General features: G+C 72.9%; 19 protein-coding genes. 4 read left to right on the top strand and 15 right to left on the bottom strand.

The features are described 5' to 3' along the window. Positions 1 to 44: 44 nt before the first annotated feature. The 4 genes from OG245_RS08935 to OG245_RS08950 all read right to left on the bottom strand — a co-directional run bounded on the left by OG245_RS08935 (position 45) and on the right by OG245_RS08950 (position 3,940). Complete coding sequence (locus OG245_RS08935) at positions 45 to 1,040, bottom strand: 2-hydroxyacid dehydrogenase (RefSeq protein WP_371622985.1); 996 nt, start codon at positions 1,038 to 1,040, stop codon at positions 45 to 47. A 93-nt stretch (positions 1,041 to 1,133) separates the two neighbouring features. Next, a complete protein-coding gene (locus OG245_RS08940; RefSeq protein ID WP_371627843.1) occupies positions 1,134 to 1,778 on the bottom strand; it encodes a response regulator in 645 nt (214 codons plus the stop codon). Between the two features lie 83 nt (positions 1,779 to 1,861). Next, positions 1,862 to 3,115, bottom strand: a complete 1,254-nt coding sequence (gene macS, locus OG245_RS08945) for a MacS family sensor histidine kinase (RefSeq protein ID WP_371622986.1) — start codon at positions 3,113 to 3,115, stop codon at positions 1,862 to 1,864. A gap of 33 nt (positions 3,116 to 3,148) precedes the next feature. Further along, positions 3,149 to 3,940, bottom strand: a complete 792-nt coding sequence (locus tag OG245_RS08950) for a lysophospholipid acyltransferase family protein (protein WP_371622987.1) — start codon at positions 3,938 to 3,940, stop codon at positions 3,149 to 3,151. Between the two features lie 220 nt (positions 3,941 to 4,160). On the opposite strand from OG245_RS08950, the gene OG245_RS08955 reads away from it, so the two are divergent. Further along, the gene (locus OG245_RS08955) at positions 4,161 to 4,940 is read left to right on the top strand and encodes an alpha/beta hydrolase (RefSeq protein ID WP_371622988.1); all 780 of its coding nucleotides are present in this window, start codon (positions 4,161 to 4,163) and stop codon (positions 4,938 to 4,940) included. Then, the gene (locus OG245_RS08960; RefSeq protein WP_371622989.1) at positions 4,933 to 5,628 is read left to right on the top strand and encodes a hypothetical protein; all 696 of its coding nucleotides are present in this window, start codon (positions 4,933 to 4,935) and stop codon (positions 5,626 to 5,628) included. Before OG245_RS08955 ends, OG245_RS08960 begins: the two co-directional genes overlap by 8 nt. A 3-nt stretch (positions 5,629 to 5,631) precedes the next feature. Here the strand turns inward: OG245_RS08960 and OG245_RS08965 are convergent, their stop codons facing one another. The 6 genes from OG245_RS08965 to OG245_RS08990 all read right to left on the bottom strand — a co-directional run bounded on the left by OG245_RS08965 (position 5,632) and on the right by OG245_RS08990 (position 10,732). Further along, positions 5,632 to 6,384, bottom strand: a complete 753-nt coding sequence (locus OG245_RS08965) for an endonuclease/exonuclease/phosphatase family protein (protein ID WP_371622990.1) — start codon at positions 6,382 to 6,384, stop codon at positions 5,632 to 5,634. A 177-nt stretch (positions 6,385 to 6,561) separates the two neighbouring features. Continuing rightward, positions 6,562 to 7,503 (bottom strand): ROK family glucokinase, encoded by a 942-nt coding sequence (locus tag OG245_RS08970; RefSeq protein WP_371622991.1) that lies wholly within the window; start codon positions 7,501 to 7,503, stop codon positions 6,562 to 6,564. Positions 7,504 to 7,622: 119 nt separating this feature from the next. Next, positions 7,623 to 8,102, bottom strand: coding sequence for a DUF5304 domain-containing protein (locus tag OG245_RS08975; RefSeq protein WP_018957441.1), 480 nt, complete (start codon positions 8,100 to 8,102; stop codon positions 7,623 to 7,625). A gap of 71 nt (positions 8,103 to 8,173) precedes the next feature. Continuing rightward, positions 8,174 to 9,361, bottom strand: coding sequence for an ArsA-related P-loop ATPase (locus tag OG245_RS08980; RefSeq protein ID WP_371622992.1), 1,188 nt, complete (start codon positions 9,359 to 9,361; stop codon positions 8,174 to 8,176). Between the two features lie 5 nt (positions 9,362 to 9,366). Continuing rightward, positions 9,367 to 9,816 (bottom strand): SRPBCC family protein, encoded by a 450-nt coding sequence (locus OG245_RS08985; RefSeq protein WP_371622993.1) that lies wholly within the window; start codon positions 9,814 to 9,816, stop codon positions 9,367 to 9,369. Positions 9,817 to 9,925: 109 nt separating this feature from the next. Then, positions 9,926 to 10,732 (bottom strand): metallophosphoesterase, encoded by an 807-nt coding sequence (locus OG245_RS08990; RefSeq protein ID WP_371622994.1) that lies wholly within the window; start codon positions 10,730 to 10,732, stop codon positions 9,926 to 9,928. Positions 10,733 to 11,010: 278 nt separating this feature from the next. Here OG245_RS08990 and OG245_RS08995 point away from each other — a divergent pair, with 278 nt between their 5' ends. Continuing rightward, positions 11,011 to 12,807 carry a long-chain fatty acid--CoA ligase gene (locus OG245_RS08995; RefSeq protein WP_371622995.1) on the top strand — a complete coding sequence of 599 codons (1,797 nt, stop codon included), beginning with the start codon at positions 11,011 to 11,013 and terminating at the stop codon, positions 12,805 to 12,807. A 69-nt stretch (positions 12,808 to 12,876) separates the two neighbouring features. Here OG245_RS08995 and OG245_RS09000 read toward each other — a convergent pair whose 3' ends face one another. Then, positions 12,877 to 14,019 carry a glycosyltransferase family 4 protein gene (locus tag OG245_RS09000; protein WP_371622996.1) on the bottom strand — a complete coding sequence of 381 codons (1,143 nt, stop codon included), beginning with the start codon at positions 14,017 to 14,019 and terminating at the stop codon, positions 12,877 to 12,879. A gap of 106 nt (positions 14,020 to 14,125) precedes the next feature. Here OG245_RS09000 and OG245_RS09005 point away from each other — a divergent pair, with 106 nt between their 5' ends. Beyond that, positions 14,126 to 15,373, top strand: coding sequence for a glycosyltransferase 87 family protein (locus OG245_RS09005; protein ID WP_371627844.1), 1,248 nt, complete (start codon positions 14,126 to 14,128; stop codon positions 15,371 to 15,373). On the opposite strand, the gene OG245_RS09010 is transcribed toward OG245_RS09005, so the two are convergent. The 4 genes from OG245_RS09010 to OG245_RS09025 form a co-directional block, all read right to left on the bottom strand. Beyond that, on the bottom strand, positions 15,349 to 16,605 hold the full coding sequence (locus OG245_RS09010) for a hypothetical protein (protein ID WP_371622997.1): 1,257 nt from the start codon (positions 16,603 to 16,605) through the stop codon (positions 15,349 to 15,351). The genes OG245_RS09005 and OG245_RS09010 overlap by 25 nt on opposite strands. Before the next feature lie 16 nt (positions 16,606 to 16,621). Beyond that, positions 16,622 to 17,650: an NlpC/P60 family protein gene (locus OG245_RS09015; protein WP_371622998.1), complete on the bottom strand. Its 1,029-nt coding sequence runs from the start codon at positions 17,648 to 17,650 to the stop codon at positions 16,622 to 16,624. Positions 17,651 to 17,903: 253 nt separating this feature from the next. After that, positions 17,904 to 18,929 carry an NlpC/P60 family protein gene (locus OG245_RS09020; RefSeq protein WP_371622999.1) on the bottom strand — a complete coding sequence of 342 codons (1,026 nt, stop codon included), beginning with the start codon at positions 18,927 to 18,929 and terminating at the stop codon, positions 17,904 to 17,906. Positions 18,930 to 19,222: 293 nt separating this feature from the next. Beyond that, positions 19,223 to 20,584, bottom strand: coding sequence for an NYN domain-containing protein (locus OG245_RS09025; RefSeq protein ID WP_371623000.1), 1,362 nt, complete (start codon positions 20,582 to 20,584; stop codon positions 19,223 to 19,225). Positions 20,585 to 20,596: the final 12 nt, after the last annotated feature.

Consider the following 20,596-nt stretch of genomic DNA (forward strand, 5'->3'; position numbering starts at 1 on the left):
GGCTGTCCGCCCCGAGTCCGCCCGACAGCCTCTGAGAGGCGGCTTCACGTCCTCGGCACGAGGACGTTCTCGCTGGTGCGGCGGGCCAGGTAGTCGGTGACGTTCTTGACGGTCGCGTCGATGATCTGGCCCACCGCGTCCTCGGTGTAGTACGCCTGGTGGGAGGTGACGACGACATTGGGGAAGGTCACCAGCCGGGCGAGGGTGTCGTCGTCGATGCCCTCCAGGGACTTGTCGAGGAAGAACAGCCCGGCCTCCGCCTCGTACACGTCGAGTCCGACGCCGAGGAAGCGGCCCGCGCGCAACTCGGTGACCAGGGCGGCGGTGTCGATGAGGCCGCCGCGGCTGGAGTTGACGAGGATCGCGTCGTCCTTCATCGCCTTGAGGGCGGCCTCGTCGATGATGTGCTGGGTGCTGGGCAGGAGCGGCACATGCAGGCTGATCAGGTCGGCCTCGGCGAACAGCCGCTCCTTGTCGACGTACTCCATGCCCAGCTCGACGCAGGCCGGGTTCTGGGCCACGTCCCAGCCGAGCAGCTTCATGCCGAAGCCGTGGGCGATCCGGGTGAACGCCTCGCCGATCTTCCCGGTGCCGAGCACCCCGACGGTCCGGCCGCGCATGTCCCGGCCGAGCAGCCCGTCCAGGCGGAAGTCGAAGTCCCGGGTGCGGCTCGCGGCGCGGATGATGCGCCGGTTGACGGCCATGGCGAGCGTCCAGGCGAATTCGGCGACCGAGTACGGGGAGTAGTAGGAGACCCGGGCGACGCGCAGGGCGAGGCGCTCGGCGACCTCCAGGTCGATGTTGTTGAAGCCGGTGGAGCGCTGGGCGATCATCTGGGTGCCGCCGGCGGCGAGCGTCTGGAGCACCTGGGAGCCGAGGTCGGCGTTGACGCTGGTGGAGACGATCTCGTAGCCGGCCGCGATGGGGGCGGTGTCCCGGTTCAGGAAGACGTCCAGGCAGCGGACGTCGTGCAGCCCTTCGAAGGCCTTCTCGATCAGGGGCTTCTCGTCGGACTGCACACCGAAGGCCAGGATTTCCACGGCTACTCCCGATCTGTTTCCGCGGGCGGGGACGAACGTCGCGAACTGGGGCCGGACAACGCGAATATACGGCTCCGCCCCCGGACCCGCCGGTCAGACGTCGTCGAGGCCGCGCTCGATGGCGTACCGCACGAGCTCCACGCGGTTGTGCAGCTGGAGCTTGCCGAGGGTGTTCTGCACGTGGTTCTGCACGGTGCGGTGCGAGATGACCAGGCGTTCGGCGATCTGCTTGTACGAGAGTCCCTTGGCGACCAGCCGCAGCACCTCGGTCTCCCGGTCGGTGAGCTGCGGGGCCTTGGGCTCGTTCGACGCCACGGGCGCGGGGTCGGAGGCGAGCCGGCGGTACTCGCCGAGGACCAGGCCCGCCAGGCCCGGGGTGAAGACGGGGTCGCCCGCCGCGGTGGAGCGGACGGCGTCCGTCAGCTCCTGGGTGGAGGCGGACTTCAGGAGATAGCCGGTGGCCCCGGACTTCACCGCCTCCAGGACGTCCGCGTGCTCGCCGCTCGCGGAGAGGACCAGGACCCGCAGGCCCGGGTGGGAGCCGACGAGCTCCTTGCAGACCTGGACGCCGGGCATGCCGGGGAGGTTCAGGTCGAGGACGAGGACGTCCGGGCTCACGGCCTTGGCCCGGCGGACCGCCTGCGGGCCGTCCCCGGCGGTCGCGACGACGTCGAAGCCGGACTCGGCCAGATCGCGGGCGACCGCGTCGCGCCACATGGGGTGGTCGTCGACGACCATGACCCTGATGGGCCGGTCCGCGGCCCCCTGCTCGCCCTGTGCCGTGTTTGCCGCGTGTGCTGCGTTTGCTGCGTTCTGTGTGCTCATCGGGCCGATCCTGCCTTCCCCCGGGAAACCTTCGGTGCTTTCGGAACCTTCAACTCGACCTCGCAGCCCTGTCCGGGCACCGAGATCAGCTCTGCCGTGCCGCCCAGGTCGCGCAGCCGGCCCCGGATGGACAGCGCGACCCCGAGCCGCCCCTCCCCCTCCGCCTGGGCGAGCCGCCCCTCCGGGATGCCGGGGCCGTCGTCCCGGACGGTGACGATCACCTCGTCCGGCTCGTCCTCGACCAGGATCCACGCCTGGGCGTCCGGACCGGCGTGCACGGCCACGTTGTCCAGCGCGGCGCTGACGGCGGCGGCCAGCTCCCGGGCCGACTCGGCGGGGAGCAGCACCGGGGCGCCCGGCTCCGCGAAGCTCGTGCGGGACCCGGCGTGCGGGGCGAGCAGGGTGCGCAGGTCGCAGGCGGCCCCGTCGCCGGGGCCTTCGTCGTCGTCCACGTCGACCGTGCGGACCACGGCCCCCTCGGCGGCGTCCTCGGAGACCCGGGTCGGTGGGACCAGGCCGCTGGAGACCAGGGTGCGCAGGGCGACCTCCTGCTCCCCGGCCATCCGGCCCAGCTCGGCCGCCTCGCCGCCGAGGGCGGTGCCCCGGCGCTGGACCATGGCGAGGACCTGGAGCACGCTGTCGTGGATGTCGCGGGCGAGGCGTTCGCGCTCGCGGGTGGTGGCCTCGATCTCCAGGGCGCGGGCCAGGGTGCGTTCACTGGCGCGGGCGACCTCGACGACGTACCCGATGGCGATGGAGGCGACCCAGACCAGCAGGACGTTGTGGTAGGTGTCCCGGCTGGGCTCGCCGCGCTGGATGATGTTGGCGACGGCGACGAAGGTGGAGGCGAAGGCCGCCCACCGCCAGCCGCCCTTGATCGCGAAGGCGAGGACCGATCCGGCCGTCCAGATCGACGGCAGCGTCGGGCCGTCGAACGACTGGGAGTCGAAGTCGGCGAGCGGGGTGAGCAGGATGCCGGTCAGCGCGACGACCAGGTCCGCGACGAGGAAGCGTTTGGTGCAGTTCGCCGCCGAGCGGACCTTGGGGAGGGTGGCGAGCGTCCAGACGCAGAGGAACGCCAGATACGCGACGGCCACCCAGGGGCGCTCGAACCTCTGCTGGCCGGCGTTGTCCTTCCCGAAGATCGCGAGCAGCACCGCGTAGATCATCGTCAGGACGCGGTAGCCCGTCAGCGCGCGCCAGAGCGGCAGCTCGACCGACATCCGTACGACCCGCTCACGCTTGGCCATGGCCCCCCACCCCCCGGACGGTGAACGACGCGGTTACGCGCCGGACCGTTCCGTTCCGTTCTCGTCGCTCGCGGCGGCCTGCTTCTGGGCGCGCTTGGCCGCCTCGACCCTGGCCTTCGCCTCCTCCGCCCGGGCCTTCGCCTCGTCGGCGAGCCGGCGCTTGGCGGCGGTGGCGTAGACGTCCACGTACTCCTGGCCGGAGAGCTTCATGATCTCGTACATGACCTCGTCGGTCACCGAGCGCAGGATGAAGCGGTCGCCGTCCATGCCCTGGTAGCGGCTGAAGTCCAGCGGCTTGCCGATCCGGATGCCGGGGCGCATCAGCTTGGGCATCACCTGGCCGGGCGGCTGGATCTTCTCGGTGTCGATCATGGCGACCGGGATCACGGGCGCTCCGGTGGCCAGCGCGACCCGGGCCAGACCGCCGGGCTTGCCCCGGTAGAGGCGGCCGTCGGGCGAGCGGGTGCCCTCGGGGTAGATGCCGAAGAGGCCGCCGCTCTCGACGACCTGGATGCCCGCCCTGATCGCCGCCTCGCCCGCGCCGCGGGCTCCGGAGCGGTCGACGGGGAGCTGGCCGACTCCCTTGAAGAAGGCGGCGGTGAGCTTGCCCTTGACCCCGGGGGCGGTGAAGTACTCGGCCTTGGCGATGAACGTGACCTTGCGGTCCAGCACGGCCGGGAGGAAGAACGAGTCGGAGAACGACAGGTGGTTGCTCGCGAGGATCGCCGGACCGCGCTCGGGGATGTTCTCCAGGCCCTCCACCCACGGCCGGAAGGCGAGCTTCAGGGACCCGCCGATGGAGAACTTCATTGCGCCGTAGATCAACTCTTGTGCCTCCTGTGTGCTGTCGTTGAGACCTTAACCTGTGAGGTCGTCGCGGCCGGTGCCCGGCATGGGAGGACCGGCTGCCCGGACGGGCCGTGCGGGGCGGCCCCGGGGGGCGTGACGGCCCTGGTCGGTGTCGGTCCGGTCGCGTACGGTGAAGTCATCCGTCAAGCACTCCCCCAGGTGCCCGCCCACCCCGTCCCACGAACAGGAGACCCTGGTGCCGGTCCTCCCCGGAGCCGAGCCGTTCCGCCACGAGGGCGGAGAGGTCGGCGTCCTCCTCTGTCATGGCTTCACCGGATCGCCGCAGTCGCTGCGCCCCTGGGCGGACCATCTCGCCGAGCGCGGGCTGACGGTCTCGCTGCCGCTGCTGCCGGGCCACGGCACCCGCTGGGAGGACATGGCGGTCACCGGCTGGCAGGACTGGTACGCGGAGGTGGACCGGGAGCTGCGGGTCCTCCGGGAGAAGTGCGAGCGGGTCTTCGTCTTCGGTCTGTCCATGGGCGGCGCGCTGAGCCTGCGGCTCGCGGCCAAGCACGGGAACGCGATCAGCGGCCTGGTGCTGGTCAACCCGGCCAACAAGGTGCACGGCCTCTCCGCGTACGCGCTGCCGGTGGCACGTCATCTGGTGCGGACGACCAAGGGCCTGGCCGACGACATCGCGCTCCCGGGTTCGCACGAGGTCGGCTACGACAAGGTGCCGCTGCACGCCGCGCACTCGGTGCGGCAGTTCTTCCGGCTGGTCGACGGCGAGCTGCCCCAGGTGACCCAGCCGGTGGTCCTGCTGCACAGCCCGCAGGACCATGTCGTGCCGCCCGCGGACAGCGCGCGGATCCTGAGCCGGATCTCCTCCACGGACGTCTCGGAGATCCTGTTGGAACAGAGCTACCACGTGGCGACGTTGGACCATGATGCGGAGCGGATCTTCGATGAGAGCTACCGGTTCATCGGCCGTCTCGCACCGAGCGTCGGGATGAAGGGGAGCACGTCCGGTGGCTGAGCACGACGCGGAACGCACAGGCAGCGACGAGGAGCGCGAACCGCGCCCCACGGAGCCCGCGGCCGTCCCCGAGGGGACGAAGCCGGCGGGGGCGGAGGGAGCGGAGCAGGAGCGGGCGATCGACGAGGAGGCGGCGTGGGCCGCGATCGTCGAGGGGTACGGGGAGGAGCCGCCGGACCCGCCGGGCGCCAAGCCGTTCAAGTCCGTCGACGACCTGGCGCTCCTGGAGGACGATCAGCGCAATGTGGTGGGGCCGAAGGACGGCTCCGCCGGTGATCCGGCGGACAAGGGGTCCGGCAAGACGCCCCCGAAGCCGCCGGAGAAGAAGCCGCTCGGCAGCTCCGTGGTCTTCGCGCCCGGTGTCGCCGGTCCCCGCGACTACGAGCTGCCCGGGTCCAAGGACGACGGCGTCGGCGAGCCGGACGACGGGGACGAGGGCCATTTCGTGCCCCCGGAGCCGCCGCCGCTGCCGGAGGCCGACGTCACGGCGAAGTTCGCCTGGCTCGCGGTGATCGGCGGACCGGTCCTGATGCTCCTCGCGGTGCTGCTCCGGTGGGAAATGACGTGGTGGCTGACCACGCTCTGCGTCGGCGGCTTCCTCGGCGGCTTCGCCACCCTGGTGGCCCGGATGCCGCACGACGACGATGACGACACCTACGGCGACCCGGGGCGCGGCGCGGTCGTGTGATCGTCAGGCGACAGGCACCCTGAGGGCGGCCAGGACCGGCAGATGGTCCGTGGCCGCCCTCAGGTCGTCCTCGCTCACGCCGTCCAGCCCGGTCGGCACTCCGCAGCCGAGCACCTCGATGCCCGGGGTCGCGAAGACGGCGTCGATGCGCTTGCGGGGTTCGTCGGGCGGGAAGGTCAGCTCGCCGCCCCAGGGAGCGACGTCCCGGCAGTCCTGGAGGGGCCCGGCCAGGTGCCGGAACGCCTTCCCGGCCGGTACGTCGTTGAGGTCGCCGCCCGCCACGGCGTGCTCCACGCCCATCGCGGCCAGCCGTTCCAGCAGCAGGTCCGCCTGGGCGAGGCGCTCGTCGTGCTGAAGGCTGAGATGGCAGCTCAGCACCCCGAGCCTGGTCCCGGCGATCCGCACCACGGCGGTGGCGAAGCCCCTGCGGTGCAGGCCGGGGGTGAGCGGCAGCAGGACGTCCTCGGTGCGCTCGACGGTCACCCGGAGCGAGCACAGCAGCAGGGGTCCGGCGGCGGTGGCCCCGCCGCTCAGCACCACCAGGCCGCTGCTCTTCGCGAGCCTGGCCGCGGCCTTGCGCCAGTGGAAGAAGCGCGGGGCCTCCTGGACGAGGACCAGGTCGGGCGCGCAGGCGCGGATGACGCGGGCCAGCGCGGCGGTGTCGTCGTGCATCGACCGGACGTTGTAGCTCAGCACTCTGATGACGGCTGAACCGTCCGGCTCGGAACGGGAGACGGGCAGGGGCGTCAGGGCCATGCGAGCCACGATACGACGGACGCCCGCCGCCGCCCCGGAGGGCGGCGGCGGGCGTGCGTGCGTCGTACGGAAGGGGTGCTGGGGGTGTCCGGGCGACTCCCCAGGCCCTGTCGCCGAACTGCCGCCTGACCCCGCAGGGCCGCCCTCCGGGCGACGACGGCGGTTCGACGACAGGACCTAGCCCTGGCGGGCCAGGTCGGCCGCGCCCACGAGCCCTGCCTTGCCGCCGAGTTGGGCGGCCAGCACCTGGGCGTGCGGGCGCCATTCGCCGCCGATCAGCCAGCGCCGGAACGACTTGCGGATCGGGTCGAGGACGAGCTCGCCCTCGTCCGACACCCCGCCGCCGACGATGAACGCGGACGGGTCGAACAGCGAGGCGAGGTCGGCCAGTCCGGCGCCGGCCCAGCGGGCCAGCTCGCGGAAGGAGTCGACGGCCACCGGGTCGCCCTGGCGGGCGGCCTCGCTGATGTGCTTGCCCTCGATGCCGTCCACCGAGCCGTCGCCGAGACCGAGCAGCACGGCGGCGTTCTCGGGGGTGGCGTTGGCGCGCTGCTTCGCGTACCGGACGAGCGCGCGGCCGGAGGCGTACTGCTCCCAGCAGCCCTGGCTGCCGCAGCCGCAGAGGAGACCGTCCGGGACGACCCGGATGTGGCCGAACTCGGCGGCCACGCCGAAGCGTCCGCGGCGCAGCTTGTTGCCGATGATGATGCCGCCGCCGAGGCCGGTGCCGAGCGTGATGCAGATGACGTCGTCGTGGCCCTGGCCGGCCCCGAAGCGATACTCGCCCCAGGCCGCGGCGTTGGCGTCGTTCTCGACGACGACGGGCAGGCCGACGCGCTGCTCGACCTTGTCCTTGAGCGGCTCGTGACGCCAGTCGATGTTCGGTGCGAAGAGCACGGTGGCGCGCTTGTCGTCGACGTAGCCGGCGGCGCCGATGCCGACGGCCTCCACCTCGTGTCCCTCGCTCGCCCCGGCCACCGCCGCGCAGATCGCGTCGACGATGCCTTCGGCCGTCGGCGGGGTCGCCACCTTGAACGTCGAGAGGATCCGGCCCTCTTCGTCGACCACTCCAGCCGCGATCTTCGTGCCGCCGATATCGACGCCGATGGTGAGTCCCATGAATCCCTCAGTTTCGGTCGAGCCCCGCTAGGGGCAACCGTACCCGAGGCGTGGCCCGGCCCGGCCGGGGACGGTGGGTCCCGGCCGATGTGTGCGGCCGGTACCGGCCGGTCGTCCGGTCAGTCCAGGTCGATGCGTTCGGTGCCGGAGGGGCCTTCGTCGCGAGGGTCGGACGGGTCGTCGGCGGCCTTCTTGGAGGGGTCCGCGGGGCGCGCGGCGCCCGACGCGCCCTCGGTGGTGCGGGTCCAGCGGCTCTCCTGGCCCTCGACCGCGGAGCGGTAGGCGGCCAGCAGTTCGCTGCCCGCGGCGGCGAGGTGGTCGAAGAGCTGCGGGTTGCGTTCGATGACCGGTTCGACGGCGGACTTCGCCTGCCGGATGGCCTGCTGGACCGCGCCCTGGGCGGCGGCGCCCAGCAGCGGCGTCTGGAGCGAGGAGACCTTGTCGGCGACCGCGTCGACCAGCTTGCGCAGTTCCTCGGCGGCGGATCCGGGCTGGGGGCCGTACTGGGCGCGGCGGCGGGCCTTCTCGGCCGCGAGGTCCTCGGCGCAGGCGTCGGCCCACGCGTCGCCGTCGACGGGACGATCGGTGGCTTCACTCATGGCGGACTCCTGCGACGCGGGCGGCCTGCGGTTCACGTACTACCGACGTTACCCGAATGGCCGCGGGCCCTTCAGGAGGTGCGCGGCCACAGGGCCGGATCCGGCGTGAACCGCACCCGCAGCACCCCGTCGGTCAGGGCCGCGCCGGAGACGGTGCAGCGGCGCAGCGCGGAGGCGATCCGCACGATCCGGTGGAAGGGGCCGACGGTCAGGAGCAGTTCGTCGCCCCGGCGGACCAGGCGCAGCTCCTCCTTGGCGGCCCCGGGCAGGGGCAGGCACCAGGTGAGGGTGAGGGTCCCGTCCCCGGCGTCCGGGTCCTCCTCGGTCCACCAGGGGTCGCCGGCCGGGCCGGGCGTCCGGTCGTCGGGGGCGGGTATCTCCAGCGCGGCCAGGTCGGCCGGGCCCTGCGGGTCGCGGCCCAGGTGGGCGGCCTCGTGCACGGGGAGGTCCGGGGCCATGTCCTGGCGCCAGTGGTCCAGGCACTTCTCCTGCTGGGCGGCGAGCGCGGCGAACCAGGGGTCGGGCGAGTGCCGGGGCAGCACGCGGGCGGCGACCAGGAGGTCGGCGCGCAGTCCGTGCAGGGCGAGGCCGGTGCGGGCGGCGCGCAGGGCGTCCTCGGCGGCGGGGCCGGGCTCCGCGACGAGGCGGAGCGTGGTGGCCCGGTCCTCGACCAGGGCCTGGACGGCGGCCAGCTCGGCGTCCTTGCGGGCGGCGGCCTCGTACAGCCACTGCGCGGGCATCGGGACCCCGGCGAGCTGGGCGAGGACCGGGCGCAGGGCGCGGGCGGCCTGACGTTCGGCGGGGAGCAGCCGGCGCAGGTAGCGGCGCAGTTGTTCGGGCAGCGCGAGGAGGGCCAGGGCCTCGGTGAGCGGCGGGAGGTCGACGACGAGGGTGTCGTAGCCGGACCAGTCGCCCCCGGCGGCCCGGCGCAGGGTGTGCAGCAGGGCGAGCTGCGGGGAGCCGGGGAGTTCGGTGAGCTCCTCGCCGTCGAGCCGGCCCGCGCCGAGCAGGTCCAGGACGCCGGAGGCGCGCTTCTGGAGTTCGGTGAGTTCGGCGCGGAAGTGCTCGCCGGAGTCGATGCGGGCGTGGTCGAGGCCGTCCGCGGCCCGGGTCGGCTCCGGGGCGGCCGGGAAGCCGGGTACGGCCTCGGCGGAGACCAGCAGGGTACGGCTGCCGCTCGCGGCCGAGGCCAGTGCGGTGGCCGCGGCGACGGTGCTGCGGCCCGCGCCTCCCAGGCCGGTGACCAGGACCGTGCGCACGGCCCTCAGTTCCCCGGTGCGGACTCGACGCGCTTCTTCAGACCGGCGAGGGCGCGGTCGATGATGACCTTCTCGGCCTTGCGCTTGATCATGCCGAGCAGCGGGATCTTGACGTCGACGGCGAGCTTGTAGGTGACCTCGGTGCGCTCGCCGCCGCCGAGCGGGGTGAGGGCGTAGGTGCCGTCCAGGGAGCGCAGCATCTGGGACTTGACGAGGCTCCAGCTGACCTCTCTCTCGCCGGTCCAGGTGTAGGAGAGGACGTGGTCGTCCTTGATCGCTCCGGCGTCCAGGACGAGGCGGACCTGCTCGGCGCGGCCCCGGTCGTCGGTGGAGAGGACCTCGGCCTCCTTGACCTCGCCGGTCCATTCCGGGTAGCGGGCGAAGTCGGCGATCACGCCCATGACGTCGGCCGGTGCCGCCTCGATCGTGATGCTCGAGCTGGTGTGTTCAGCCATCGCCGTGGCCCTCCAGTGCGGTGTTTCCGGTCGCGTTCGGCAGGAGCCTGCCGCTGTGCAGGCTATCGCGTGCCCGGGGCGCTCCGGTCCACGCCCCGGCCGCCCGCGGTCACCAGCTCAGCGCCCAGGGCGTTCCGGTCGAGGCGAAGTGGCCGACGTTGACGCACTCGGTGGTCCCGATGCGCATCCGGCGGACCAACGGCTGGTGAACATGGCCGAAAAGCGCGTACCGGGGGCGGGTGGCGCGGATCGCCTCCAGCAGGGCGCGGCTGCCGCGTTCGAAGCGGCGGGCGACGGTGTCGTACGTCAGCTCGGGGACCTCGGGCGGGATGTGCGAGCAGAGGACGTCGACCGGGCCGAGCGCCTCGACCTTGGCGGCGTACTCCTCGTCGCTGATCTCGTACGGGGTGTTCATCGGGGTCTTCAGGCCGCCGCCGACGAAGCCGAAGACCCGGCCGCCGATCTCGACGCGTTCGCCGTCGAGCACGGTCGTGCCGGGGCGGGCGTACTCGGGCCAGAGGTCGGGGACGTCGACGTTGCCGTAGGTGGCGTACGTCGGAGTGGGGAAGGCGGCGAAGAGTTCGGCGTACTGCTTGCGGACCGCGCCGAGGATCTCGGTGTTGCGGTCGCGGCCCGCCCACAGCTCGCGGCCGAAGGCGCGGGCCTCGTCGTAGCGGCGGGCGGTGCGCAGGGCCACGATGCGGTCGGCGTTCTCCTTGCCGAACAGGTCGGGGAAGATGCCGCGCGAGTGGTCGGCGTAGTCGAGGAAGAGCACCAGGTCACCGAGGCAGACCAGGGCGTCGGCACCGTCCCCGGCGCGGGCCAGGGCCTCGGTGTTGCCGTGCACGTCGCTGACCACGTGGATCCGGGTCGTCTCCCCGGCCCGGTCCCGGCTGTCCGGTTCGCTGCCTCGCATGGGATCACCCTAGGGTGCCGCCTCCGTCGCTGGTAGACCGTCCGGACCTGCGGTTACTTCCACGTCGGGACGGCAGTGGACTACTGTGCGCGAAAGGGCCATTTATATGTGTGATGCATAAGACATCTGGCCGGAACCCCCTATCCGGAATCGAGTACCGGTGGGTAACGTCCGGGCAGTCCAGTCGTGCTCACCCCACTGAGCACCCGCCAATCTTGGACCGCAGCCGGTGCGTCACACAGAGCCGTGGCACCGGAGCCCGATGAGGAGCAGCAGTCTTGCGCGAGTTCAGCCTTCCGGCCCTGTACGAGGTCCCGACGGACGGCAACCTGACGGATCTCATCCGCCGCAATGCCGCTCAGCATCCCGACGTCGCGGTGATGAGCCGCAAGGTGGCCGGCGTCTGGACGGACGTCAGCGCCACGCAGTTCCTGGCCGAGGTGAGAGCCGCCGCCAAGGGCCTGATCGCCTCGGGCGTGCAGCCCGGTGACCGGATCGCCCTGATGTCGCGCACCCGTTTCGAGTGGGTGCTGCTGGACTTCGCGATCTGGAGCGCGGGCGCGGTGACCGTGCCGGTGTACGAGACCAGCTCCGCCGAGCAGGTGCAGTGGATCCTCGGCGACTCCGGGGCGGTGGCGGTGCTCGTGGAGAGCGAGGCGCACGCCGCGTCCGTGGCCTCCGTACGGGACGCGCTGCCGGATCTCGCGCACGTCTGGCAGATCGACGCGGGCGCGGTGGAGGCGCTGGGCGAGGCGGGGGCCGAGGTCTCGGACGAGACCATGGAGCTGCGGACGCACAGCGCCAAGGCGGACGACCCGGCGACGATCGTCTACACCTCGGGCACCACCGGCCGCCCCAAGGGCTGTGTGCTCACCCACCGCAGCTTCTTCGCGGAGTGCGGCAACGTGGTGGAGCGGCTGAAGCCCCTCTTCCGTACGGGCGAGTGCTCGGTGCTGCTGTTCCTGCCCGCCGCGCACGTCTTCGGCCGGCTGGTCGAGGTGGCCTCGGTGATGGCCCCGATCAAGCTCGGCTGTGTGCCGGACATCAAGAACCTCACCGACGAGCTGGCCTCGTTCCGGCCGACGCTGATCCTGGGCGTGCCCCGCGTCTTCGAGAAGGTCTACAACGCGGCCCGCGCCAAGGCGCAGGCGGACGGCAAGGGCAAGATCTTCGACCGGGCCGCCGACACGGCGATCGCCTACAGCCGCGCTCTGAGCACCCCGGGCGGCCCTTCGCTGGGGCTGAGGCTCAAGCACAAGCTCTTCGACAAGCTGGTCTTCGGGAAACTGCGCGCGGTGCTCGGCGGCCGGGGCGAGTTCGCGATCTCCGGCGGCGCTCCGCTGGGCGAGCGGCTCGGCCACTTCTACCGGGGCATCGGCTTCACGGTCCTGGAGGGCTACGGCCTGACCGAGACCTGCGCGGCGACCGCGTTCAACCCGTGGGACCGGCAGAAGATCGGCACGGTCGGCCAGCCGCTGCCCGGTTCGGTCGTGCGGATCGCGGACGACGGCGAGGTGCTGCTGCACGGCGAGCACCTGTTCACCGGTTACTGGAAGAACGAGTCGGCCTCGGCCGAGGCGCTGGCCGACGGCTGGTTCCACACCGGGGACATCGGCACGCTCGACGAGGACGGCTACCTCGCGATCACCGGCCGCAAGAAGGAGATCATCGTGACGGCGGGCGGCAAGAACGTCGCCCCCGCGGTGATCGAGGACCGCATCCGCGCGCACGCCCTGGTCGCGGAGTGCATGGTGGTCGGCGACGGCCGTCCGTTCGTCGGCGCGCTGGTCACGCTGGACGAGGAGTTCCTGGGCCGCTGGGCCGAGGAGCACGGCAAGCCGGCCGGCTCGACGGCCCTGTCGCTGCGCGAGGACGCGGAGCTGCTGGCCGAGGTGCAGCGGGCGGTGGACGACGGCAACGCGGCGGTCTCCAAGGCCGAGTCGGTGCGCAGGTTCCGTATCCTGCCCGCCCAGTTCACCGAGGAGGCGGGCCACATCACACCGTCGCTGAAGCTGAAGCGGAACGTGGTGGCGAAGGACTTCGCGGACGAGGTGGAGTCGATCTACCGCACCTGAGCGGTGTGACGCGTACGGAGGGGCCCGCGCCTGGTGATCAGGCGCGGGCCCCTTGGTCGTACGGCGTGTTCACAGCAGGGTCTTGAGCTTCTCCGCCAGCAGGTCCCAGCGCCACTTCTCCTCGACCCAGGCCCGGCCGCGCTCCCCCATCCGCTGCCGCAGCTCCGGGTCCCCGAGCAGCGTCACGATCCGGTCCGCCGCCTCCTCGGCGCTGCCACCGCGCACCACCCATCCGGTCTCGCCGTCGAGCACCGCGTCCGGGGCGCCGCCCGAGTCGCCGGCCACCACGGGCAGCCCGGTCGCGGACGCCTCCAGGTAGACGATCCCGAGTCCCTCCACGTCGAGGCCGCCGCGACGGGTGCGGCAGGGCATCGCGAAGACGTCCCCGGCGCCGTAGTGCGCGGGCAGCTCGGCCCACGGCACCGGACCGGTGAAGCGCACCGAGTCCTGCACCCCGGTCCGGGCCGCGAGCCGCTCCAGTTCCTCGGCGTACGGTCCGCCGCCGACGATCAGCAGCACCGCGTCCGGGATCCGCGCGAGGATCGCGGGCATGGCCAGGATCAGCGTGTCCTGGCCCTTGCGCGGCACCAGGCGGGAGACGCAGACGACCACGGGGCGGTCGGAGAGCCCGAGGCGGGCCCGGACCCGGTCCCCGCCGGACGCCGGGTGGAAGGTCTTCTCGTCGACGCCGGGCGGCAGTTGGACCATGCGCCCGGCGGCCTCGGGAGTGAGGGCCCCGGCGATCCGGGAGCGGGTGTACTCACCGAGATAGGTGATCGTGTCCGTGCCCTCGCCGATCCGGCGCAGCAGTTGTCGGGAGGCGGGCAGTTGCGCCCAGCCCGCCTCATGGCCGTGGGTGGTGGCGACGAGCCGCCGGGCGCCCGCGCGGCGCAGCGCCGGGGCCATCAGGCCGAGCGGGGCGGCGGCGCCGAACCAGACGGAGGTGCAGCCGTGTTCACGCAGCAGACCGGCGGCCCGGCGGGTGACGCGCGGGGTCGGCAGCAGCATCGTCGTCCGGTCGCGGACCACGGGGAAGGGCTGTTCGGCGTCGAAGGCGGCGGTGGCCGCCGCGCCCTCCTCGCCGCGCTTCCAGGTGGAGGCGTAGACGACGACCCGGTCGGGATCCAGGCGCAGCGCCATGTTGTGCAGGAACGCCTGGATGCCACCGGGGCGGGGCGGGAAGTCGTTGGTCACGATCAAGGTCTTGTCCATCGTCGCCGACAGTACCGAACGGCCGCGCTTCACCGCTGACGCGCTCTCCCGACGGCATCATGAGCCGCCGGGAACCCGGCCGGGCACGAGCGACGAGGAGGCGGCGATGGCGGGAGCAGGACCCATCGGCGCCGGGCCGTGGCCGTACGCCCTGTGGGCGCTGACCCGGGCCTGGCTGCTGGCCTGCGTGTTCAAGGTGTTCACGGTGCCCGGACCGGACGTCACGGTGGACGTGTCGGTGATCTACCGGAGCTGGTACGAGGTGCTGCTCACCGGCACGTATCCGCTGGACGACGTCACCTGGCAGTACCCGCCCGGGGCGGCCCTGGCGATCCTCTCCCCCGCCCTGCTGCCGTTCCTGGAGTACGCGACCGCGTTCTTCGTGCTGGTGCTGCTCTGCGACGCGCTGGTGCTGGGGCTGCTGCTGCACGCGGGGCGGCGGCCGGGCACAAGGGCGGCGGGCGCGTGGGTGTGGATCGCGGGGGTGCCGCTGCTGGGTCCGACGGTCTACGCCCGCTACGACCTGATGGTGACGGCGGTGGCGGTGGCCGCGCTGCTGGCGGGGGTGCGCCGGCCCCGGGCGCTGGGGGCGCTTGCGGCGTTCGGGGCGCTGCTGAAGGGCTGGCCGGTGCTGCTGCTCGTGGGGGTGCGCAAGGGGCGTTGGACGCGGGCCGCGTGGACGTCGGCGGCGCTGACGGCGGCGGGGCTGGCGGCGGCGTTCGCGCTGTGGATGCCAGGGGCGTTCGCGTTCCTGGCCTTCCAGCGGGACCGGGGCACCGAGGTCGAGTCCCTGGGGGCGCTGGTCTTCCACATCGCGCGGCATTTCGGCTGGGAGGGGCGGGTGGAGCTGCGCTACGGCTCGCTGGAGTTCCTCGGCCCGCACGTGGAGCTGGTGTCGACGCTGGCGCTGGGGCTCGGCGTCCTGGCGCTGGGCTGGCTGCTGCTGTGGCGGCTGCGGGCCCGGACGTTCGCCGCGCACACCCCGGCCGAGGCGGCGTTCACGGCGGTGCTGCTGTTCACGGTCACCAGCCGGGTGATCAGCCCGCAGTACGTGGTGTGGCTGGTCGGACTGGCCGCGGTGTGCCTGGTGTTCCGCGGGGCGGCGATGACGCTTCCGGCCGTCCTGGTGCTGGTGGCGGCGGGGGTGACGCTGCTGGAGTTCCCGGTCGGCTTCGGCCGTGTGGTGGCGAGCGACGCGTGGGGCGTGACGCTCCTCCTCGTACGGAACGGGCTGCTGGTGGCGGCCTCGCTGGTCGCGGCGCGGCGGCTGTGGCGGTCGACGGTGCCGGGGAGGGCGCGTGAGGAGGGCGCCCCGCTCGCGGGCGGGGGTCAGCCGAGCCGGGTGGCGAGGTAGTCGCGCCAGTCGGCGGTGAACTGCTCGGAGGTGGTGTCGAGCACCGCCTTCATCGCCTGTTCCACCGCTCCCTCGCGTCCGTCGTGCGCTCCGACGGTCTCGTAGAAGGCGATCAGCTTCTCCTTGCCCCACCGCTCCGCGATCAGCTCGCAGGCCAGCCAGCCGCCCTCGTAGGCCGCCGCGAGCTTCGCGGGGTCGCCGTCGAAGCCGAAGTCCGGGTCGGCGGGGAGTCCGGCGGGGGTCCGGCCGCCGCGGACGGCCTCGGCCAGCTCCGGGGCGATGGTGTCGGCGGCCCGGTCCTCGCCCCGGTAGGCGGTCCAGTCGGCGAAGCCCTCGGAGAGCCAGACCGGGGTGGCGGTGGAGGTGCTGGTCCGGGTGGCGACATGGGTCGTCTCATGGGTCAGGACGATCCGCTGTCCGAAGCTCCCCAGGGTGGCGTACGCCTGCGGGTTGACGATCACCCGGTCGGCGATGGCCGGGCGCTCGCCGGTGCCGCCGACCTCGCCGGTGGTGACGGCGGCGATGCCCCGGTAGCTGGCCTCCGGGGAGCCCAGCAGTCCCGCCATGTCCTCGACGGAGTCCGGGACGAGGACGACCACCCGGCGGGTCCAGGGGCGCGGCCAGGCGTCGGAGACGGCCGGTACGGCGAGGTCCACGGTGTCGGCGACCTGGCGCAGCTCCCCGGCGCTCCGGCCGACGCCCAGGACGATGCTGTGGGCGCCCTCGACGACCTCGACGTCCCCCTGCTGCCACAGCTGCCCGGAGGCGCCCTTGGCGGGCCGGTCGGCGGTGATGTACCAGCGATCGCCGTCGCGCATCAGCTCCAGGACGCGGCGGGTGGCGGCCGGGGCGGTGTCGTACCCGTCGATGCGGTAGCGCAGCTCCACATCGGCGGTGGCCCACTGCCCGTCCTGCTCGGTGATGTCCTCGACGTCGTAGCTCCAGGACTTGAACGGCACGTCGGCGAGCCGGTCCAGCTCGGTGCGCTGGGCGGCCCGCAGCTTCGCGGCGTCCGGGGCGATGCCCTCGACGTACCCCGCCGAATCGTGGGCGAGGACGGCCGCGGCGCGGCGCTCCAGGGCGGCGTCGAGGACACCCTCGGTGAGCACGGTGTCCGGGTCCGCGGGGGCCGTGCAGGCGGACGCGGTCAGCAGCGCGGCGAGCGACAGGCCCGCCGCACACCGGCGTCCCCGGGGGCGTCCCCCTCGCGCGTCACGTCCTCGTACGGCCACCCTGCCGATCGTACGGTCAGATCCGGGTCACCGAGGAGACGGGCATCATGCCGACCGGATCGTAGCGGACCGGGGCGCCCGGGTAGGGGGCGTGGATGACCTGGCCGTTGCCGACGTACATGCCGATGTGGCTGGCGTCCGCGCGGTAGGCGACCAGGTCGCCCGGCTGCGCCTGGGAGAGGGGCACCATGCGGCCCGCGTGGCGCTGGGCCTGGGAGGTGCGGGGCAGGCTCACCCCGGCCTGGGCGTAGGCCCACTGCATCAGGCCGGAACAGTCGAATCCCGAGGGCCCGTTGGCGCCCCAGACGTAGGGTCTCCCGAGCGCCCGGTGGGCGGCGGCCACGGCGGACATCGCGCGGGCCGAGCCCGGGGCGACGCCGGAGAGGTCGGGCGGTCCCTCACGGCCGGAGCGCGAGGCCCGCGCGAAGGTGGCGCGTTCCTCCGGCGGCAGCGACTCCAGCAGCCGGCGGGCCTCACGGAGCTTGCCCTCGACGGCCTGCTTGTGGCGCGTGACGGCGGCCCGGTTGCGCTCCAGCTCGGTCAGGGCGCGGGTGGTCTCCGCGCGGGTCTGGGCGAGCCGCCGCTGCGCGTGCCGCAGCTTGTCCAGGGTCAGCGCCTGGCGGGCGCCGGCCCGGTCGAGGGCGGCGGCCCGCTCCAGGTAGGTGTCGGGGTCGGCGGAGAGCAGCAGGGCGAGCGCCGGGTCGATGGAGCCGGTGCGGTACTGCGCGCCCGCCATCGCGCCCAGCACGTCGCGCATCCGGTTGACGCGCTCCTGGCCCCGGGCCGTGGCGTCCTGGGAGCGGTCCGCCTCGCCGCGCAGCCGGTCGACGCGCTCCCCGGCCTCGTTGTAGCGCTCGGTGGCCTGCTCCGCCTCCCCGTAGAGGCGGTCGACGGCTGCCTTGGCGTTCTCCCGGGTGTCCTTCGGGTCGGCGCTCGCCGGGGCCCCGGTCAGCGTCGCGGCCACGGTGGCGGCGGCCGCCGAGATGACCGTGACCCGGACGCCTCTGTTGAAGCCGGACTGTGTGGAACGGCGATGGGACACCACAGGAAGCCGCACTCCCTTCCGCTGACGCGGTAGTGCGCAGCCCCTGCCGCCCGGGCGGGCGGACGGTGACCGGGAGCTGCGCGGCAGCCAGACAGTAATCGGGCGACTACGCACCGGCAAAAGACCGCGCCGGTGGCGGCGTCGGGGCAAACACCGCCGCCCCGCCGGTGACCTCGGGTCTCCGGCGGGGCGGGGCGTCAGTGCGGTGTGCGGCGATTCCCTCGTTCGGGCGCGCCGCGGGCATGCCGTGACGTCAGATGCGGACGCCGAACTGGAAGGTGCCCATGTAGTCCATCGACTCGTAGCGGACGACGGTGCCCGGCTTCGGGGCGTGCAGGATCTGGTTGTTGCCGGCGTAGAAGCCGACGTGCGACAGGCCGTTGAAGAAGACCAGGTCGCCCGGCTTGAGCTGGCTGCGGCCGATCTTCTGGCCGTCGTTCTGCTGGGTGTACGTGGTCCGGGTGATGGAGACGCCGGCCTGGGCGAAGGCCCACTGGGTCAGCCCGGAGCAGTCGTAGGAGTTGGGGCCCGAGCCACCGGGGACGTACGGCTTGCCGATCTGGGTGGCCGCCGCGCTGAGGGCGGCGGCTCCGCGACCGGACGCGGGGGCCTCGTTGCCGAGTTCGACCCGGTCTCCGGCGGCGCGGCTGGCGCGCTGCTCCTCCTGGACCATCTTGGCGCGCTCGGCCTGGGTCAGCGTGTTGAGCAGCTGCTGGGCCTCGGCGAGCTTGTCCTGGGACTTCTTCTTGTTCGCGCCGAGCGCCTTGCGGACGTCGGCGAGGTCGCCGAGCTTGTCCTGGGCTTCCTTGCGCTGCTGGGCGAGGGTGCGCTGCTTGGACTGGATCTTCTGCAGCGACTCCGTCTGCTTGACCGTCAGCTGGTCGAGCGCGGAGGCCTGGTCGAGGAAGCTGTCCGGGTCCGAGGCGAGGAAGAGGGCCACGGAGGGGTCGATGCCGCCGGAGCGGTACTGCGCGGTGGCGATCGAACCGAGTTCGGTGCGCAGCGTGTTGAGCTCGGCCTGGCCGCGGGCGACCTTGTCCTGGAGCGCGTCGACTTCCTTCTTCAGGTTGTCCTGCTGCTCCTTGGCCCCGTTGTACTTCTCGGTGGACTCCTCGGCCTCGTGGTAGAGCTTGTCGACCTCCGCCTTGACCTCGCTCTTGCTCGGCTTGGGGTCGGCATGTGCGGCCTGGGAGGTCAGGGCCACGGCCGCGGCGGCGGTCGCGGTGAGCACGGTCACGCGGGCGCGGCTCGGCTGCTTGGGACGACGGTGGGACGCCACGAAGGCGAGCTCCTTCTTCCTCAGAGCCGCCTACCGGGCTGTGGGGGAAAAGATTCCCCGGCTCCGTGCACATGACGGACTCGGCGGTTCCTTCGCCGTCACCCCCAATGGGTGATCAACCGTGCGAAGGTTCGAGGCCTGACCCTAGTGACCATCTTGTGATCAGTTCAAATCCTCACAGGAATTTTCTCGTCACACCGGGCACTTCTTTACTCTCACCCCACCGCGTGTAGCGGCGACTTGACGGTACGTTCCCAGAAATCCGGCATGTCACACATGCCGTGCATATTCCGCTAGACACGCGAAAGGCGCTTGAGGAGCAAGACGGACGCGACCGGCCGCGCACCGGCCTTGGCCACACCGTCCGCCACCTCCCGGTCGGTGGAGACGACCACCACGGGCCGCCCCGGCGGTTCCGCGCGGGCCAGTTGACGGATCAGCTCGTCCGCCGTGACCCCGGCCTTGCTGAACAGCACCCGCACGCCGCGGGGCGGGGCCAGCAGCACCGGGGCGGCCAGCTCGGCCCCGTCGAAGACACAGGTCATCTCGGCGCCGGTCTGCGCCGCGAGCACCGAGAGCCCGCCCAGCAGCCGCAACCGCTGCTTCTCCAGCGGCATCTGGGGATAGCCGGTCTTGGTGACGTTGTAGCCGTCCACGATGAGGTGGGCCTGCGGCAGCGCCAGCAGCTGGTCCAGCAGCGCCGGATCGGTCTCCGAAAGGGCCCTGGCCGCGATGTCCTTGGGCGACATCCGGCCGGGCTCCACCGCGTCCACGGTGTCGGCGGGGTGCGTCGTCGCCGGGGGAAGCGCCAGCTCCCGCCGCAGCCCGGAGGCCGCGTCCAGCACGGTGTCCAGGAGCAGCCGCAGCCGCATGTCCTCCACCGAGCGGCCTTCGCGGGCGGCCCGGCGGCTCGCCTCCAGGGCCGCCTCGGCCTCCCCCAGCCGCCCCTTGAGCCGGCGGGACTCGCTCTCGGCGACGGAGAGCTGGGCGGCCGACTCGGCGCGCTGGGCCTCGGCCTCGGCGGCTCCGCGGCGCAGGGCGGCCTCGCCGCGCTTCACCTCGCTCAGGGCGCTGCGCAGCTTGCGGTGCAGCGACTCGGCCTCCTTGCGGGCCGCCTCCAGCTCGGTGCGCAGCCGCTCGGTCTCGGCGCGGGTGTGGGCGCGGGCCCGCTCCAGCTCCTCGCGCAGGTGCTCCAGTTCGCGCCGGGCCTCCTCGTCGGCGCGTTCCGCGTCGGCGCGCTGGACCTCCTCGCCGGCCGATTCGACCAGCTTGACCCAGCCGACCGGGCGCAGCACATAGGCGGCCGCGGCCACATCGAGGGGATCGGCGGCGGCGGGCGGCGAACCGGCCTCCAGCGCTCCGGTCAGCTCGGGCTGGGACTGGGAGAGCCGCTCTCCGATGCGCTGCCGGAAGAGGGCGTCGCCCTCCAGCGCGGCGGCCATCGCGTTCCCCGCGAACTTCGCCCGCCGGGTCGGGGTGAACCGGGCGTACTGCCGCAGCTGGGCGGGCAGTTCGGAGACGGTCAGGCCGCCGAAGGCGTCCGAGACCAGCGCGATCACCCGCCGCCGGACACCCTCGGGCAGCGGACGGCCGAGCGCCTCTGCACCGCCGTCGGCCTCATCGGCCGGTCCGGCGCCGCTGGTCGGCTGATCCACCGTCCGTCACCC

The organism is Streptomyces sp. NBC_01116 (genome assembly GCF_041435495.1).
GTDB lineage: Bacteria > Actinomycetota > Actinomycetes > Streptomycetales > Streptomycetaceae > Streptomyces.

Bases quoted from the DNA above. Each gene is read 5' to 3' on its own strand.
- OG245_RS08990 (WP_371622994.1), bottom strand. From the start codon at position 10,732: ATGCGAGGCAGCGAACCGGACAGCCGGGACCGGGCCGGGGAGACGACC.
- OG245_RS09005 (WP_371627844.1), top strand. From the start codon at position 14,126: ATGGCGGGAGCAGGACCCATCGGCGCCGGGCCGTGGCCGTACGCCCTG.
- OG245_RS08965 (WP_371622990.1), bottom strand. From the start codon at position 6,384: ATGGCCCTGACGCCCCTGCCCGTCTCCCGTTCCGAGCCGGACGGTTCA.
- OG245_RS08985 (WP_371622993.1), bottom strand. From the start codon at position 9,816: ATGGCTGAACACACCAGCTCGAGCATCACGATCGAGGCGGCACCGGCC.
- macS (WP_371622986.1), bottom strand. From the start codon at position 3,115: ATGGCCAAGCGTGAGCGGGTCGTACGGATGTCGGTCGAGCTGCCGCTC.
- OG245_RS08970 (WP_371622991.1), bottom strand. From the start codon at position 7,503: ATGGGACTCACCATCGGCGTCGATATCGGCGGCACGAAGATCGCGGCT.
- OG245_RS09000 (WP_371622996.1), bottom strand. From the start codon at position 14,019: ATGGACAAGACCTTGATCGTGACCAACGACTTCCCGCCCCGCCCCGGT.
- OG245_RS08975 (WP_018957441.1), bottom strand. From the start codon at position 8,102: ATGAGTGAAGCCACCGATCGTCCCGTCGACGGCGACGCGTGGGCCGAC.
- OG245_RS08940 (WP_371627843.1), bottom strand. From the start codon at position 1,778: ATGGTCGTCGACGACCACCCCATGTGGCGCGACGCGGTCGCCCGCGAT.